Source organism: Candidatus Nitronereus thalassa, assembly GCF_032191465.1.
Lineage (GTDB): Bacteria > Nitrospirota > Nitrospiria > Nitrospirales > UBA8639 > Nitronereus > Nitronereus thalassa.
Genome location: NZ_JAQOUE010000001.1, coordinates 1,324,480 through 1,340,149 on the forward strand (window position 1 = coordinate 1,324,480; position 15,670 = coordinate 1,340,149).

A 15,670-nucleotide genomic window follows, 5' to 3' on the forward strand; every position below is an offset into this window, starting at 1 on the left:
CGTCCTGGTTCATCAAAATTGACCCTTTTCTATCGGAGTTGACCTATTTCAGCTTAAGACTATTTCCAAAACGTTCGGCATCTAGATAAATATATTTCATTTCACGGTATATGAAACCCACGATCAGCATTCTGGTGTTCTTTCAGAATCAGGCCGAAACTCACGTACGGTACTGCCTCTTCAAGGCGCATCGCTCGCCTTCATGGCGACAGGCCACGACTTCGATAGATAGGAATTTGGTTTTCTAGAGAACTGGAGACAAGAGAGGAGTAGGGTCCATGCCAGGCATCAAACCGTGGGGGCCTAATATGCCGAGGACATGTCGCGCACCCAACATCCGAAATATTCCAGATTCGTTCAATCAACGGATTGGGACCTCCAACTTGCAGGCCGTATTCTCCTGCCCGTTTAGGTGTTTAGGGCTAGCAACAGAACGAGTTAACGTCTTTTATGTTGCCTCATATCTTCTTGAGATGTCTTCGGAGCAAGAAGTATTTACCTTTAGTAGATCATCGTTCAAATACTTGCCATACCAAACCTAGGTGCAGTGAATATTGATCACTCGTCTTTCCAACAAAAACATCTATATTGGTGTCATCGCCAGGCAGTCTCTACTCAGGAGAGTATTTCCAAACCCACTAACGCGACATCATCGAAAAAGGTGTCTTGATGTTGCCAATCTTTGGCTTGTTGGACGATCCATTGCAATCCTTGCTTTAATGGTGTGGTATGAACAGCCTGACACGCGTTCTCAAATCCGGTACGATCCCACAACTCTTCAGCAGGAGAAAAAACCTCATAGATCCCGTCACTAAATAAATACAATCGATCACCCGACTGCAAAGACACTTCCTCACTTTGGTAGACTTCTTCGATACCAAATCCTATCGGCCACGTTTTAGCGCCAATAGGTTGAAGGGGTTGGTCATTTCGCGTCAGAACGACTGCCGGATGGCCAGCGGTAGCGTACCGCAAACGACGGGTGGGCAAATGAAGGGCCCCAACCCAAATCGTAAAATATTCGCCCTCATCCGTCAGTGGATTTTCCTTATTGAGGCTGGCAATAATTTCTCCAGGATCATACGTTGGATGACTTTGGGCCATGTGGTCTGCCCGGAACTTTAATGCCAAGGACACGGCCCGCAAGGCAGGACCAATCCCATGCCCTGACATATCCAGAATGGCCAATCCAAGATATTCATCACTCCACCGAGTCACCTGAAATAGATCTCCTCCAAGGCCCAGCGACGGAATAAATTCCCAGTCTAATCGAATACCAGGGACAATTTCTCCCGCTTTCGGAAACAGTGAGGTCACAAAATTCGCAGCAGATTTTAGCTCGGCATCCATTTCACTTTGTTTTTGAGCTATGACTTCATACGATCGTTCCAGGTTGTCAATTAATCGTTGGGTTCGAAGGCCGGCATTCACTCGAGCGGTAACTTCCTGATCGGATGCGGACTTGGTTAAGAAATCATCTGCCCCACGCTGTAACCCCTCAGCAATTTGGGCTGGCTGATCCAATGCGGTCATCAAGATAATTGGTGTTGATCGAAGTTTTTCATGAGCCTTCACGGCTTCGCACAGGGTCGGACCATCCATTTCCGGCATCATCCAATCAGAAATGATGAGATCCGCACCGTGTTCCTCCAAGATGGCCATGGCCTGTTTCCCATCTTCAGCTTCAATAATTTTATGGCCTAAACGTTCCAGGCGTCGCCGGGTAACCATTCGAGCCAGCTTCTCATCATCAACCAACAAAATGGTAGAAGGCGAAGACGAACCGGAAATCGCCTTCTCAAAACCAGGTTCTTCTGTCATCAAATTTATGCGCTCAGTCATTGCAGCTCCTTCGGCAGCCTCGTGCTCCCGTATTAAGTGAAATCGAGGATGATCCACCCCCAATATCGCCATCCACAGAACCAGATAGAGATGAATAGTTTGACTGAACTTTCGGGATTTTATGAGTCGAACTTAATGAAGGGAAAATGAGGTTTGGCACCCAATGACGCGTAACAACTTTGAAACTCAAAGATTGAAAACTGAAATCACATTAATTGGCAACATTACACCATCAAAGACGCACAAATACTTTCCGATCTGACCTGGAACGTGAAGGTAGAAAACGTCAATACTCAAACGTTCACCTAAAACATGTGAACTTTGCCTATTCGATGGGTTTTCGAATGTTGGTAGGTATGTGATCGATAAATAGAAAAGCGGAGTCCTGAGGAAGGACAGGGCCTCGAAAACTAAAGATGAGCGATCTCTACCGCGACAGTTTAGTGCTGAGTTGCGCTTTTAACCGAACCATTGCCTGCGCATGTAATTGGCAAATCCTTGATTCCGTCACGCTCAGCAACGTCCCGATTTCTTTCATAGTGAGTTCTTCGAAATAATATAAGGTCAACACCAACCGTTGTCGTTCAGGCAATCGGTCGATCGCCTCGGCCAGCACTTTCCGAGTATCTTCGGATAATAAGGACTCCAAGGGATTCGGCTGTTCGGTATCAGCCAACACATCTAATATTGAATGGGCATCATCATCCGACGTTCCCAAATCATCGAGACTTAGGACCACCGTTCCTTTTGCCTGCAGGAGGGTTTCATCGACTTCTTGGGCATCGACTCCAAGTTCTGCGGCCAATTCCTGCTCGGAAGGCGTTCGACCTTTTCTCTTGGTAAATTCATTCGCGGCATGTTGAATGCGGCCAATCCGTTCACGTACGGATCGTGGCACCCAATCCATGGATCGCATTTCATCGAGCATGGCCCCGCGAATACGGAACTCGGCATAGGTGCGAAACTTCACTTCTCGCGAAGAATCGAATTTACTGAGGGCATCCAAAAGACCGACGGTGCCAGCACTCATGAGGTCTTCCACATTCAAACCCGCGGGAACACGCATGGCAAGCCGTAGCGCCATATATTTAATGACCGGCACAAATTCCTTGATCAATACTTCCCGTTCTTCTCCTCGTATCCCAACGGACTTCGCAGCCTCCGTCGTCTTAAACCGAGCTTGTACTTTCCGCTTGGCTTGGGCCTCTGAGAGGGTCGATTTCATAATACCTTACGCTCCTTCCTGTCCAGGTGCCCACAGAACCGAAGGGCCAAAGAGTTGCAGCCCGCCATCCATCGATTGTTCTGCTCGCCATTCATTGATCGTCGCGACCAGTTCGACCAAGGCCCGACTCGACGGAGCCTTAGGATAGGCTTCCACCACGGCCTTTTGCTGACAAACGGCCATAGACAGGTGGTCATCCAAGGGAACCCATCCAGCAAAATCCAGAGAGACGCTCAGAAATCGGTCCGACACCTTACTTAATTTCCGAAAGACGTCTTTGGCCTCTCGAACATGTTTCGCCATGTTGATTAAAATTCTAAAACGTTTTTGTCGGTAGCGAGTTGATAAAACCTTAATGAGCGCATAGGCATCCGTCAGTGAGGTCGGTTCCGGAGTCACCACCACCAGGACTTCGTTCGCGACCAAGCTAAAGTAGAGCACATTGGCCGCGATACCAGCCGCACAGTCGATCAAGAGTAATTCCGGGGGTTTCGTCAATTGTGAAAATTGTGATTGCAGATGAATTTGCTGGTCATGACTCAAGCTGGTGAGATCTTGCACGCCCGAGGTGGCTGGGAGAATTCGTACCCCCGATGGCCCGTCAATCACGACATCCTCTAACGATTGACGCCCAGCAATCACATCTTCCAAGGTATAGGTCGGATTGAGGCCTAACAGGACATCCAGGTTCCCCAGCGCCAAATCGGCATCCATAATCATGACGTGAGATCCCTGTTTCGCTCCAGCCACGGCTAAGTTCGCCACGATATTGGTTTTCCCCACTCCGCCTTTCCCTGAACTCACGGCAATCACTTGAACGGGGGAATGGGTTTGGCCGGCACTGGCTCTTGCTCGTAGTCCGCTCGCTTGATCAATCTGGGTGACCATAGGGTATTTCCTTATAAACCAAAAGTTGATATGACCATTGCTTCAACTCCGGCAAAAGCCGGCTTGCCAAAAGATACGGGACCTCGGCAAAACCATCCCGTTGTAGTGTGATGGTTGGCATTAACCATTATCGGCATCTCGTGTGACGCGTTACGCCACTTCCACCCCAGCATGTTGACTTGATACCTGTTCCCAGGCAGCAGCCAGGTCGATGCGATCCAAAATGGACTTCTTCGTCGCTTGCTCCAAATCTTCAGGTACGCGCTGCCCCATGGAAAGGTAGGAAAGCGGAAGCCCCGTTTGATGGATGAGGTTGAACAATCTTCCTAATTGAGGCATTTCATCCAATTTGGTCAGTAGTAGACGATGCACTGGAATACGGCTATACCGACGAACAATTTCTTCCTGGACGGTGAGGTCCGTCGGAGCCGACAACACCAAATGAGTTTCCAGTGCCAATTTTTGTTCGGCAATGGCTGCAAGCTCGCGTGCACCAGCTGGATCTTGTGGGCTACGCCCAGCGGTATCCACCAGCACCAAGCCCGCATCCGGATGCTTCGCAATACACATCGGCAATTCCGCTGGAGTGACCGCTACTTCAACAGGTACTTTGAGGATTCGCGCATAGACCCGAAGTTGCTCAACAGCCGCCACTCGATACGTATCAAGGGTCACGATCACGGTTTTAATCCGCGTGGGGCTTTGCATGAAATGACTGGCCAGTTTTGCGATGGTGGTGGTTTTCCCGACTCCCGTCGGTCCCACCAGCATCACAACTTTTTGCAGTCCTCCAGGAGTCACCAATGGTCCTGATGTGGAAACGACTTGCTCCATTTGGTCTCGCAATAACTCCGCGATAGTTTCGTCGCTGACCGTTCCCCCGGAGCCCACCGTTTCTCCCACCGTCCGAACAAGATTCGCCGCCAACGACGAATGAATGCCGGCAGCCACAAGGGCTTCATGATACATGGTCATATCTTTGGGAAGCGTCGCGAGCCGATGAGCCGATCGATCGGCCAATACCTCTCCCATCAGGGCGCGAAACGATTCGAGTTCCCGGCGAATCGGCCCAATGACGGTATCTGGATCGGATCCCCCACTTCGCAACTCTTTCATTTCTTCCCGAAGATCGGCGATCTGCTGATTCACGGGATCAAGCAAAGCGGCAACCTTGAGGTGTTCCCCGAACGAAGGATTGGCTAGCGGTTCCGCTTCGGTTGAACTTTCATACCAATGCCTCTCCGCGACAAATTCAGGTTCCGCTTTTGGCTTTACCGGCATCGATACTCGGCGATTTTGATCATCGACGGTTTTCTTAGATTCCTTGGGGCTTGCCCCTCGATCGACCGCCGCCGTCACTTCAATCATGGGCTGACTGAGCAACCCGAGAAATCGCCCGCCTTTATTAATACGCCGAGTCGACACGATGACGGCATCAGAACCGAGTTCCGCCTTGACCGCGCCTAAGGCTTCCTGAAGAGTTAATGCTTCAAATCGTTTAAGCTTCATCTGGCATCCTCACCACTTCAATGGCTTGAATTTTGGCTTTGACATCAATTTCATTTGGAGAAAGCACTGTCAACGCCTGCACACTGGGCGCCACCAGGCGATACACATGGGATCGGATCACATGCGAACACAGCAACACAGGCTGATAGCCTCGCGTAATGACTCGTTCAATGGATCGACGCACATTTTCCAAAAATGTGTTCACAAAGGTTGGGCTCATGGATTGCACTTCCCCTGTCGGACTTGGCCGCAGTGCGTCAACTAACCGTCGGTCCAGCCCAGGGTCTAAACTAATCACCGGCAGCAACCCATCAGGCGTGATGAATTGACTCGTAATCGTTCGACCCAAGCTTTGCCGCGCATAATCCGTTAACACGTCAGGATCTTTCACCTGTGTGGCATAGTCTGCCACGCTTTCAAGAATCGTTCGCAAATCGCGAATAGACACGCGTTCTTTCAGAAGATTTTTCAAAATTCTTACAACCGTTCCTAGGGGCAACAACGTGGGAATTAAGTCATCCACGACCTTCGGATGCGTTTTGGCAATATTCTCCAACAAACTCTGGACCTCTTGGCGACCAATCAGTTCATACCCATTCGCTCGAATGATCTCGGTCAGATGCGTTGCAATCACCGAGCCACAATCCACGACCGTGTATCCCTCAACTTGAGCCTTCTCTTTGGTTTGAGAAGAAATCCATACCGCCGGCAATCCAAAACATGGATCTTGCGCTGGTTTGCCCTCTAATTCTCCCGTGGCCTGACCTGGATTAATCGCCAATAAATGCCTCGGGACCACCTCTCCTTTGGCCACCTGTACGCCCTTTAACATGATGCTGTATTCATTGGGACGCAGTTGAAGATTATCCCGTATATGCACAGGCGGAACGACCAAACCTAGCTCCTGGCCAGTCTGTTTTCGAATGCCACGGATACGTTCCAGGAGCTCCCCCCCTTGCGCCACATCCACCAAGGGCACCAATCCATACCCAACGTGAAGCTCAAGTAAATCAGGAGGGGTTACGACATCGGGAGCATCTCCCTTGGCCCCTTCTTCACCCTTTTTTGGTGCAGCGGCCTTCTCTTTGACTGCCGCTGTTTTCTGGTGCTCTTTGAGAGCATAGGCCAATCCTGCCACCATGGCCCCCAACAACAGGAAGGCAAAATGTGGTAGGCCAGGAGTGAGCCCTAGTAGGAAAAGAATGCCGGCCACCATCCCAATCAAATCGGGATTAACAAATATTTGTTTGGTGATTTGTTCTCCCAAATTAGTGGAGGAGGCCGCCCGCGTAATGATGATACCGGCAGCGGTGGAAATAATGAGGGCCGGAATTTGAGCAACCAAGGCATCTCCCACCGTCAGTAGCGTAAAGGTATGTGCGGCTTCCACTAAAGGCATGCCATACTCCAGCACCCCGATGGCCAATCCACCGACAATATTTATGAGAATAATAATAATGGAAGCAATGGCATCCCCACGGACAAACTTACTGGCACCGTCCATGGACCCATAAAAATCAGCTTCTTCGGCAATGTCTTCACGACGACGACGCGCCGTCGCTTCATCGATCAAGCCAGCATTGAGATCCGCATCAATACTCATTTGCTTTCCCGGCATGGCGTCCAATGTGAACCGCGCCGCAACTTCCGCAATACGACCCGCGCCTTTGGTAATCACGACGAAGTTAATGATAACCAAGATGGAAAAAACCACGATCCCTACGGCAAAATTCCCACCCACAACGAAGGAACCGAATGATTTGATGACCTCGCCAGCCGCAGACATCCCTTCGCTGCCATTCAAAAGAATGACTCGCGTGGAGGCGATATTCAGAGCCAACCGAAAGAGCGTCACCAGAAGCAGAACGGAAGGAAATACGGAAAAATCAATTGGTCGTTTCGCATTCATGGTTACAAACAACACCAGAATGGCCAGCGTAATGCTAAAGGACAGAAACAGGTCGAGCAGCAACGGCGGCAACGGGACCAGCATCAACATCAATAAGCCAATGACGCCCATCGGCAACAGGAAATCGTTATACGACCCGAACATGGCACCCGGTTTTTCTATGGTCGAAGACACTGCCATCGTGTGTTACCCTGCCATCCCTTCAGGCCCCTGTTTTAATCGATAGACATAGGCCAAAATTTCTGCCACGGCTTTATATAAGTCCGCGGGAATCGTTCGTCCAACTTCCACAAGTTTATACAAGCCTTGCGCCACCGGTTTGTTTTCCACGATCGGAATGCCTGCCGATCGAGCTACCTGTTTAATTTGTTCGGCCACATACCCTGCGCCTTTCGCCAGTACCATCGGCGCATCCGATTGGTCGGGATTATATTTTAAGGCGACGGCAAGATGAGTCGGGTTGGTAATCACCACATCCGCATTGGGGACGGTTTGCATCATTCGTTGCCGCGCACGGTCCCGTTGCAAACTCATGCGACGGGAGCGAATCAAAGGATTCCCTTCTACGTCTTTCATTTCATCTTTGACTTCCTGTTTTGTCATGCGTTGGTCTTTGGTGAATTGCCACCGCTGATAGGCAAAATCGGCCACAGCCAACACCAATAAGACCAATCCAATCGACAGGGCCAATTGAAATAAGATTCGCCCGACCCGTTGAAAAATTTCTCCTACGGACAACCCAGGCAATTCGATAATTTCCTCAAAATGCGCCACAATAATGAAATAGGAAATCCCACACAGAATGGCCAACTTCATGAGCGATTTCACCAACTCAACTACGCCTCGAAGAGAAAGAATTCTCTTGAGACCCGCCACCGGATTGAGTTTGGAAATTTTTGGCTGAAGCCCATCCTCGATCCATAGCGGTCCAGTTTGAAGAAGCGTCGCCAACACTCCCAACGTCATCGATACCACCGCAAAGGGCAGAACAATAACCATCCCGTTTTCCACCATGTTGACAATTAGGGCATAAAAAGTATCCGTCGTGATGGCCCGGACACCAGCCGTAGCAAACCAATCCGTACTCGTCCGTTGAATATGCTGCCAAGCCAAGGGCGCCCACATCGCTATCATGCCCATGGCGCCAAAGAGCACGACAACAGGACTAAATTCTTTGGTCGAAGGCACCTGGCCTTTTTCACGTGCTTTTTCCAGCCGCCGCGAACTTGGCTGTTCAGATTTCTCCATCCCATCTTCATTCTCAGCCACGACCCATCTCCTGTAACAACCCCGTCAACACTCCTTGTAATTCTAAGATGGTGTGCTGAAACAAGGAGGAAAAGAGGGGCAACCCAAATCCCAACACGAGAAGCCCTACGCTGATGGTCAATGGAAATCCCAAAAACAGGACATTCATCTGAGGCATGATTCTCCCAAGAATACCCAGCACCAGGTAAATGAATAGGGTAACAGCGATCAATGGAATCGCCAGCTTGACCCCAAAATTAAAGGTCCGCTGCATGAGATCCACTGCATCCACCAATAACGGCGGATGAAACTGCGCCCCAAGGGGAGGAATCAAGGCAAAACTCGAACCCAACGCGAGCAGCAACAAATGGTGCCCATCCACCACAAAATAGAGAAGCGAGGCAATCATGACTAAAAAACTTCCCAGCACCGGAACTTCCACTTGCGTCACAGGATCTAATTGAACCGCCATACCAAATCCCAATTGAAACCCCATGATGCTCCCGGCCACTTCCACTGCGGCTAATAACAATCGTGTCGCAAATCCCAAGAACACCCCAATAAATAATTCCGACGCTAACCCCAAACTTAACTTCAAGGGTTCCAACCAATCAGGCTGCAACGTGGGGGCGACGAGAGGACCAAAGGCAAGGGTCACCGCCAACACCATGCCCGCCCGAACTCTCATGGGCACCATCTGGGAAGATATGATGGGAAACGCCGACAATATGCCCCCCGTTCGGACTAACACCAACACGAACCCCCAAAACTCTTGAAGACCAATTTCAAACTTTGCCACGGTACATTACCTAATATAGCTAGGGATATTTCCCCACAACCCTGTCATGAATCCCAGAAACACCTTCATAAACCATGGGAAGCCGATTAACAGGACGAGAAAGATCATGACAATTTTTGGAACAAACGTAAGGGTGGCTTCATTGATTTGCGTCATCGCCTGGAATGCACCTACGAACAGGCCGACGACTAAGCTTAAAATCAGCATAGGACCAGCCACCAACATGGTGGTCTCAATCGCTAATTGCGCCACATCTAAAACCGTTTCCGGTGTCAACGTTTAACCCCGTCAAGCGTGAGACGTGAGGCGTGAAGTGGTAAACGTGAAACACATCTCATCATGGCCTTTGGAGTGCCATCGCGGCTATTCATCTTCCCTACCTTCATGTATTTTCGCTTCACGATCTTCAGTTAAAACTCTCCATGAGCGAACCGACAATCAGAAACCATCCATCTGCCAAGACAAACAAAATCAATTTAAATGGCAAAGAAATCATGATCGGAGGCAACAACATCATGCCCATGGACATCAAAATGCTGGCGACGATCATATCGATCACCAAGAACGGAATATAAATCAGAAATCCAATTTGGAATGCCGTGCGTAATTCACTCGTGACAAATGCCGGGATAAGCACGCGCAGGGGTATTTGCTCTGGACCTTCGGGAACACTTACCCCTGACAAATTCACAAATAATTCCAAGTCTTTTTCGCGCACCTGCTTCAACATGAATGTCCGAATCGGATCCATGGCCTGGAGCAGAGCATCTTCTTGTGAAAGTTGGTCTTGCATGTACGGGTCTAAGGCACGAACCTGAATTTGCTCCCACACGGGAGTCATAATAAATAAGGTCAAAAATAGGGCCAGCCCCACCACCACCTGATTGGGAGGGGAATGCAACGTACCCATCGCCTGACGAACCAAGGCCAGCACGATCACAACGCGAGTGAACGACGTCATCATCATGATAAATGCCGGTGCCAAAGTCAGGGCAGTCAGCAGCAGCATGATTCTGATGCCGACTGTATATGACTGAGGCCCCTCCGGCCCTATCACATCGACATTAAAGGCCGTGCTCTGGGAACTTTGCGCCCATACCTCCACTCCCACCAACCCGAGAACCAGACACAGACTCGCACTAACAATGAATGGTGTTTTTGACATAGACAATTTTTTAAATAACAACCTCATAAATTGTTTAGGTTTCTGTCCTCTGCCCCACGACTCGAAATTTTTCTTTTGCAAACACTGCCGGCCATGATAACGATGGAAGTCCCAACCCCGTTCCTGGTCGAAGTTGTTCAATGCGGCGTGGATCGTCCACTCGAGTGAGAAGCGTCAGTTCTTTGGCCGTGCTCCCTAAAACCAACACTTCCCCGGCAAGCTCAACAAGGACAACTGATTTTCCCGGTCCTAATCGTAGCCCGCCCATCAAACGTAACGCCGGCCCTCCGCCTATGGCTCGTTGATCCCCGAGAAATCGTTTTACGACTAAGGCTGCTCCAGCCATGAGCAATAATACGGCTATCAGAGCCCCGGCCATTTTTATTGCCTCAGTCGCAAAATCCATACTCCCCCTTGTTCGCACCTCATGGTACGAAATTCAAAATACGCCTCACGTCTTTCCTACCGTAACTTTTGGACTCGCTCTGTTGGGCTCACCACATCCGTCAACCGAACGCCAAACTTGTCATTCACCATCACCACTTCTCCTCGCGCCACCAATTTATCATTCACCAATACTTCCAGGGGCTCACCGGCCAATTTATCTAACTCCACGACCGACCCTGGTCCCAGCTGAAGCAATTCCTTGACCAGCATTCGCGAAGAACCTAGTTGAGCGGACAACACCAAAGGAATATCTAGAATACGATCCATTTTTTCCGAATCCGCACTCGACAACTTCGATCCTCCTTTTCCGGTTTTCGTCGGTTTCGTCGTGGTGACCTTGGTGAGTTTTTCATCCTCACCATCATCGGCCTCTATCACGGCATTGGCTCCTGCTGCTTCGGTGGACCCTGTTTCCACTTCTTCGACATCATCACTCATAGCCATTCCTCACCAATCAGGATTGAGACAGTAATTAATTTCTTTTCGATTCTCCGGTTGTATATTCACCACCAACTTCATACTGGGATAACCTATTCGGGAGGCAGCAATATTTTTTCCACCCGAAATTGCTGAACGCCATTTTGTTTCACCCCAAATCCTAAAAATTTTGGAGTCCCTTCAATGCTCGCAAGTAATGGTTGGCTCGCGGCCTGTTCCAAGACCACCACGTCACCGGCGGAAAAATTCAACAAGTCTTCAATCGCGATTGTGGTTGAACCCAATTCAATATTCATGGTGACGGTGGCTTCTTGAACTCGTGAGCAAAACCGAGCAACCCATCCTTGATCCACTTCATACATATCGCTCTGGAAGCTGGTTTGCAGCTTTTCCCGAAGCGGCTCTAACATCGCATACGGAATACACAGATGCATGTCCCCTACGGCATCGCCTAACTCAATACCCACTGTGATGACGATTACGATTTCTGAGGGTATGACGATTGCAGCCAATTGCGGATTCATCTCAGAACGGACCGCCTTAATATCCACTTGATGCACCGGCTCCCAGGCTTTCGCCAGATTCCCCAGAGCCATCGCCGTCACCCGGGTCATCACTCGCTGTTCGATCAGAGTAAAATCCTGACCCTCAGGTTTCACATGCGTCTGCCCTGATCCTCCAAAAAAGTGATCAACCAACAAATAGACCGTTTGAGCATCCGTGGCCATGAGAGCAAATCCTCGAAGGGGCTCCATAGACAGAATGGTTAAAAACGCCGGCAAAGGCAGCCGTTTTATAAAATCACCAAACTTCATGACCGCCTGGTTGGTGACAGTGACTTCAACGGGTTTCCGTAGCGCATCACCCAACCCCATCCGAAACAACCGCGCGAACTGTTGGTGGATAATGTCCAGGGTTGGCATTCGCCCCCGAACAATCCATTCTTGGTTGCCAAGATCATACGGGACCGGACCATCGGTAGGTTCTTCCGGGTCGGGGGTCGTATCAACTTCTCCCCCGGTGACTCCTCGAAGTAGGGCATCAACTTCGTCTTGTGAAAGAATTTTTTCCATGGATGTCTAAAAATCCTGAGGTGTTATCCTTGAAGAATGATACGTGAAAGAAACCGCGTGACAGGTTATTCCAACACTTCACGCATAACGCGTTACCCGCCGCGCCACTTATTGAATTATGAAGTCTGTGAAGAAGACTTGCTTGACCTTTCCTTTTTTCATGATCGTATTTACCCGCCCTCCAATTTCATCACGCACCAACATCTTTCCATCCACGGTGCGTAAGGCTCTTGACTCCTTACTCGTCAGAAGCACAAGCAGGGCATCACGAATGGCAGGCTGTTTTGCCGTAAAATCCGTTTGTTCTTCTGGCCGATCCAATTGCACTTTAATGGAAACCTTGAGATACCGGAGCTGATCTCTATCGGCTAAATTCAACACAAACGGTTCTAAGTCTATCACCGGCCCAACAAAGCCAGGCTCCGAGTCCGCTGTCGCTTCAACCTCACCATCCTCATCATTATGGGCCTTGGCTGTTTTTTCCGGCTCTCCTCCAGACATAAAAAAGAACCCGGCTCCTCCCCCAACAACGAGCACACCCAATAAGATTAGTAGTAACAGCTTCTTGTTTATGCCACCGGAAACTGCCTCTTCACCTTTTTCTGCATCATCTGCCATAGCATGTCCTCACTCTTACACGTTCAATGGTCCCACTTAGCCTTACTTCAAATAGAGCAACCTTCATGCCAAAGACATTCTCAATTTCTTGACAGGGAGATACGTTCTCAATGCAGAAAACCCTTGGAAAAGTGCGTGAAAATCTCAAGGAACCGTACTGAAGTTTTTCAGGTAGTGGGGAATATGTGTCAGAATTCTCGTCACACGAGTGGAAACTCTGACACCTCAATACAGAGTTACCGAAACACGCCTTCTCTTGAAGATCATTCAGGCCCAATTCACCAACTTGAGAAACGATACCTGTGAGGTTGATGATTCCTGTTCGGCATTCAAAAATTGAAAAGGGGACTTTTCTTCTCACGAAGAAAAGTCCCCTTCATCAACTGATAGTATCTGCGAAAGGAGTTATCGAGAAAGATTTACGAGTTCTCCCAAGAGATCATTCGTGGTGGTAATGATTCGCGAATTGGCTTGAAACGATCGTTGCATTCGAATCATGTTGACGAGTTCGTCTCCTAAATCTACATTTGAGGACTCCAACGTATTCGCCACCACGTTTCCAAAAGCTCCTGACCCTGGCCCCCCGGTCAGAGGAGCCCCAGAATCGGCAGACTCAATGAATAAGTTTCCTCCAACCGCATCAAGCCCATTGGGATTGGTAAATCGGGCGAGCGCGACCTGTCCAAGGTTCCGAGTGGTCCCATTCGAAAATCGACCAACAATAATACCGGTATCACTGATGGACGTACCGGTGAGCGTTCCGCTGGTTTGCCCATCTTGGGACAAGGTAAGCAAACTGGATGTTGCTCCGAACTGAGTCGTACCATCTAAGCCTGCAGTCGACCCACCACTATCGGTTGTAATGCTCGTTCCAAAATCGAATGTGATGGTTTGATCTGCAGCCGCACCACCGGTAAAATCTATTCCCCCTGCAGATGCTGAAGAAGCATCATAATAGGCCACAGACGTTTCCGTATCCAATGCTCCGGATGTCGTGAAAGTTAAGGACCCTGTAAAAATCAAGGCATTCGTCCCGGATAACGCCGAGGCATCGACTGTCACCGAACTTGATGGCGCCACGACATTATAATTCCAGGTTAAATTGGCGGTCTTCGTAAAGTAAACGGTTAAATCATGGGCCGTTCCCAGCGAATCAAACACCGTAATTCCTGTACTAAATTGTGAGGTTCCTGTTGGGTTGGCAATAGAGAATGTTGTTGCAGTCGACGACGCGTCCAAATTGGCCCCAACATCAACCGTGGTGGTAGGGGAAGCCGGCTCTTGTGTGGTCGACAGGACTAGACTGCCCGTCGTTCCAAGAATAGTTCCACTCGAATCTGCCTGAAACCCCTGTAAGATAAATCCTTTGGAATTGACAATTTGTCCAGCCGTGTTAACACTAAACTGCCCGTCACGAGTATAGAAATTACTTCCGTTAGCATCCTGGACATGGAAAAATCCATCACCATCGACGGCCAAGTCCAAAGAGTTGGAAGTGCTTTCCAAGGAACCCTGAGAGAAAAGGGCATCGACCCCGATAACACTGACACCCCGTCCCTCTGTCACTGCGGTGGAGGTTCCACCACCACCAATCGTCGCCCCAAAGAGATCACCGAACGATACCCGTCTGGCTTTGTACCCCGAGGTTTCGGCGTTGGCGATATTATTGCCAATTTCGCCTAGCGCGCGACCCGTGGCACTAATTCCACTGATCGCGGTAAAAAATGCTGACTGGAGTCCCATGATTCACCTCTCTTTAAAAAGACTTTTACGCCTATTAGATTAAAATACTGATATCACATCATCCGTGGATAATGACCGCCCACTGGCCAAAACTAGTTCACTTTGTCCACCTACCCAGGTGGCACTCTTCACCGATTCCCTCAGAAAGGTTGTGACTCCAACACTTTTCCCGTCGGCATTGATCGAATTCACAATGTATTGATATACCCCGGGCGGAACCGGCTCCTCTTGATTGTTCAAACCATCCCATTTCACAGTTTGTTGGCCAGCGCCTTGGGCTTCAAGGTTTATTGTCCTGACTAAATTTCCTCCCAAGTCCATAATCGCGAGGGTTCCAGAGGCGCTCTCTCCCGTTAATTGATACACCACATTTCCTTCGCCATCACTATCAATTTCCACGGTATTCCCCGTCGCCAACACCTCATGGCCTATGAGACTGACGGATTCCAAACGCCCTCGCTCATTCCCTTGGGCAATTAGTTGTTCAAGAAGCGATGTGGTTTGGGTTGCCTGTTCCAGAGAACTAAATTGGGCCAACTGAGCCACAAATTCTTCATTCGCGGTAGGATCGAGGGGATCTTGATTTTCCAACTGAGTGATAAACAACCGCAGGAACGTATTTTGGTCAAGCTCCTGTGAAGCCGTGGTTGGTTCATTTAAATTGCGAGTGAGTCCCAGATTTTCAATGACACTATTGACTTCCATGTTGCCCTCGCCTGGTTATGTGTTTCTCATCAACCTTTCATGCACACCAATGGACAAAAAA

At 49.4% G+C, this 15,670-nt stretch carries 15 protein-coding genes; all 15 read right to left on the minus strand.

The window, feature by feature from the left end; translation table 11 throughout:
- Positions 1-615: 615 nt before the first annotated feature.
- The 15 genes from PPG34_RS06015 to PPG34_RS06085 all read right to left on the minus strand — a co-directional run bounded on the left by PPG34_RS06015 (position 616) and on the right by PPG34_RS06085 (position 15,609).
- A complete protein-coding gene (locus PPG34_RS06015; RefSeq protein WP_313832245.1) occupies positions 616-1,842 on the minus strand; it encodes a PP2C family protein-serine/threonine phosphatase in 1,227 nt (408 codons plus the stop codon).
- Positions 1,843-2,269: 427 nt separating this feature from the next.
- Positions 2,270-3,067: a FliA/WhiG family RNA polymerase sigma factor gene (locus PPG34_RS06020; RefSeq protein WP_313832246.1), complete on the minus strand. Its 798-nt coding sequence runs from the start codon at positions 3,065-3,067 to the stop codon at positions 2,270-2,272.
- Between the two features lie 6 nt (positions 3,068-3,073).
- Complete coding sequence (locus tag PPG34_RS06025; protein WP_313832247.1) at positions 3,074-3,955, minus strand: MinD/ParA family protein; 882 nt, start codon at positions 3,953-3,955, stop codon at positions 3,074-3,076.
- A gap of 150 nt (positions 3,956-4,105) precedes the next feature.
- Positions 4,106-5,464 carry a flagellar biosynthesis GTPase FlhF gene (gene flhF, locus PPG34_RS06030; protein ID WP_313832248.1) on the minus strand — a complete coding sequence of 453 codons (1,359 nt, stop codon included), beginning with the start codon at positions 5,462-5,464 and terminating at the stop codon, positions 4,106-4,108.
- On the minus strand, positions 5,454-7,553 hold the full coding sequence (gene flhA / locus PPG34_RS06035) for a flagellar biosynthesis protein FlhA (protein ID WP_313832249.1): 2,100 nt from the start codon (positions 7,551-7,553) through the stop codon (positions 5,454-5,456). Before flhA ends, flhF begins: the two co-directional genes overlap by 11 nt.
- A gap of 6 nt (positions 7,554-7,559) precedes the next feature.
- The gene (flhB, locus tag PPG34_RS06040; RefSeq protein WP_313832250.1) at positions 7,560-8,642 is read right to left on the minus strand and encodes a flagellar biosynthesis protein FlhB; all 1,083 of its coding nucleotides are present in this window, start codon (positions 8,640-8,642) and stop codon (positions 7,560-7,562) included.
- On the minus strand, positions 8,635-9,420 hold the full coding sequence (gene fliR / locus PPG34_RS06045; RefSeq protein WP_313832251.1) for a flagellar biosynthetic protein FliR: 786 nt from the start codon (positions 9,418-9,420) through the stop codon (positions 8,635-8,637). The genes flhB and fliR overlap by 8 nt, the downstream gene beginning before the upstream one ends.
- A 6-nt stretch (positions 9,421-9,426) precedes the next feature.
- Positions 9,427-9,696: a flagellar biosynthesis protein FliQ gene (fliQ, locus tag PPG34_RS06050; RefSeq protein ID WP_313832252.1), complete on the minus strand. Its 270-nt coding sequence runs from the start codon at positions 9,694-9,696 to the stop codon at positions 9,427-9,429.
- A 130-nt stretch (positions 9,697-9,826) separates the two neighbouring features.
- A complete protein-coding gene (fliP, locus tag PPG34_RS06055) occupies positions 9,827-10,585 on the minus strand; it encodes a flagellar type III secretion system pore protein FliP (protein ID WP_313832253.1) in 759 nt (252 codons plus the stop codon).
- Positions 10,586-10,619: 34 nt separating this feature from the next.
- Complete coding sequence (gene fliO, locus PPG34_RS06060; RefSeq protein ID WP_313832254.1) at positions 10,620-10,991, minus strand: flagellar biosynthetic protein FliO; 372 nt, start codon at positions 10,989-10,991, stop codon at positions 10,620-10,622.
- 56 nt (positions 10,992-11,047) lie between these two features.
- Positions 11,048-11,470: a flagellar motor switch protein FliN gene (gene fliN, locus PPG34_RS06065; protein WP_313832255.1), complete on the minus strand. Its 423-nt coding sequence runs from the start codon at positions 11,468-11,470 to the stop codon at positions 11,048-11,050.
- A gap of 92 nt (positions 11,471-11,562) precedes the next feature.
- Positions 11,563-12,543, minus strand: a complete 981-nt coding sequence (fliM, locus tag PPG34_RS06070) for a flagellar motor switch protein FliM (protein WP_313832256.1) — start codon at positions 12,541-12,543, stop codon at positions 11,563-11,565.
- Between the two features lie 108 nt (positions 12,544-12,651).
- Positions 12,652-13,161, minus strand: coding sequence for a flagellar basal body-associated FliL family protein (locus tag PPG34_RS06075; protein ID WP_313832257.1), 510 nt, complete (start codon positions 13,159-13,161; stop codon positions 12,652-12,654).
- A 405-nt stretch (positions 13,162-13,566) separates the two neighbouring features.
- Positions 13,567-14,904, minus strand: coding sequence for a flagellar hook protein FlgE (locus PPG34_RS06080; protein WP_313832258.1), 1,338 nt, complete (start codon positions 14,902-14,904; stop codon positions 13,567-13,569).
- A gap of 39 nt (positions 14,905-14,943) precedes the next feature.
- Positions 14,944-15,609 (minus strand): flagellar hook assembly protein FlgD, encoded by a 666-nt coding sequence (locus PPG34_RS06085; protein ID WP_313832259.1) that lies wholly within the window; start codon positions 15,607-15,609, stop codon positions 14,944-14,946.
- Positions 15,610-15,670: the final 61 nt, after the last annotated feature.

Excerpts from the sequence above, each read along its gene's own strand:
- PPG34_RS06075 (WP_313832257.1), bottom strand. The coding sequence starts at position 13,161 with ATGGCAGATGATGCAGAAAAAGGTGAAGAGGCAGTTTCCGGTGGCATA.
- flhA (WP_313832249.1), bottom strand. The coding sequence starts at position 7,553 with ATGGCAGTGTCTTCGACCATAGAAAAACCGGGTGCCATGTTCGGGTCG.
- fliO (WP_313832254.1), bottom strand. The coding sequence starts at position 10,991 with ATGGATTTTGCGACTGAGGCAATAAAAATGGCCGGGGCTCTGATAGCC.
- fliN (WP_313832255.1), bottom strand. The coding sequence starts at position 11,470 with ATGAGTGATGATGTCGAAGAAGTGGAAACAGGGTCCACCGAAGCAGCA.
- fliM (WP_313832256.1), bottom strand. The coding sequence starts at position 12,543 with ATGGAAAAAATTCTTTCACAAGACGAAGTTGATGCCCTACTTCGAGGA.
- PPG34_RS06080 (WP_313832258.1), bottom strand. The coding sequence starts at position 14,904 with ATGGGACTCCAGTCAGCATTTTTTACCGCGATCAGTGGAATTAGTGCC.
- PPG34_RS06085 (WP_313832259.1), bottom strand. The coding sequence starts at position 15,609 with ATGGAAGTCAATAGTGTCATTGAAAATCTGGGACTCACTCGCAATTTA.
- PPG34_RS06015 (WP_313832245.1), bottom strand. The coding sequence starts at position 1,842 with ATGACTGAGCGCATAAATTTGATGACAGAAGAACCTGGTTTTGAGAAG.
- flhF (WP_313832248.1), bottom strand. The coding sequence starts at position 5,464 with ATGAAGCTTAAACGATTTGAAGCATTAACTCTTCAGGAAGCCTTAGGC.
- fliP (WP_313832253.1), bottom strand. The coding sequence starts at position 10,585 with ATGTCAAAAACACCATTCATTGTTAGTGCGAGTCTGTGTCTGGTTCTC.
- PPG34_RS06020 (WP_313832246.1), bottom strand. The coding sequence starts at position 3,067 with ATGAAATCGACCCTCTCAGAGGCCCAAGCCAAGCGGAAAGTACAAGCT.
- PPG34_RS06025 (WP_313832247.1), bottom strand. The coding sequence starts at position 3,955 with ATGGTCACCCAGATTGATCAAGCGAGCGGACTACGAGCAAGAGCCAGT.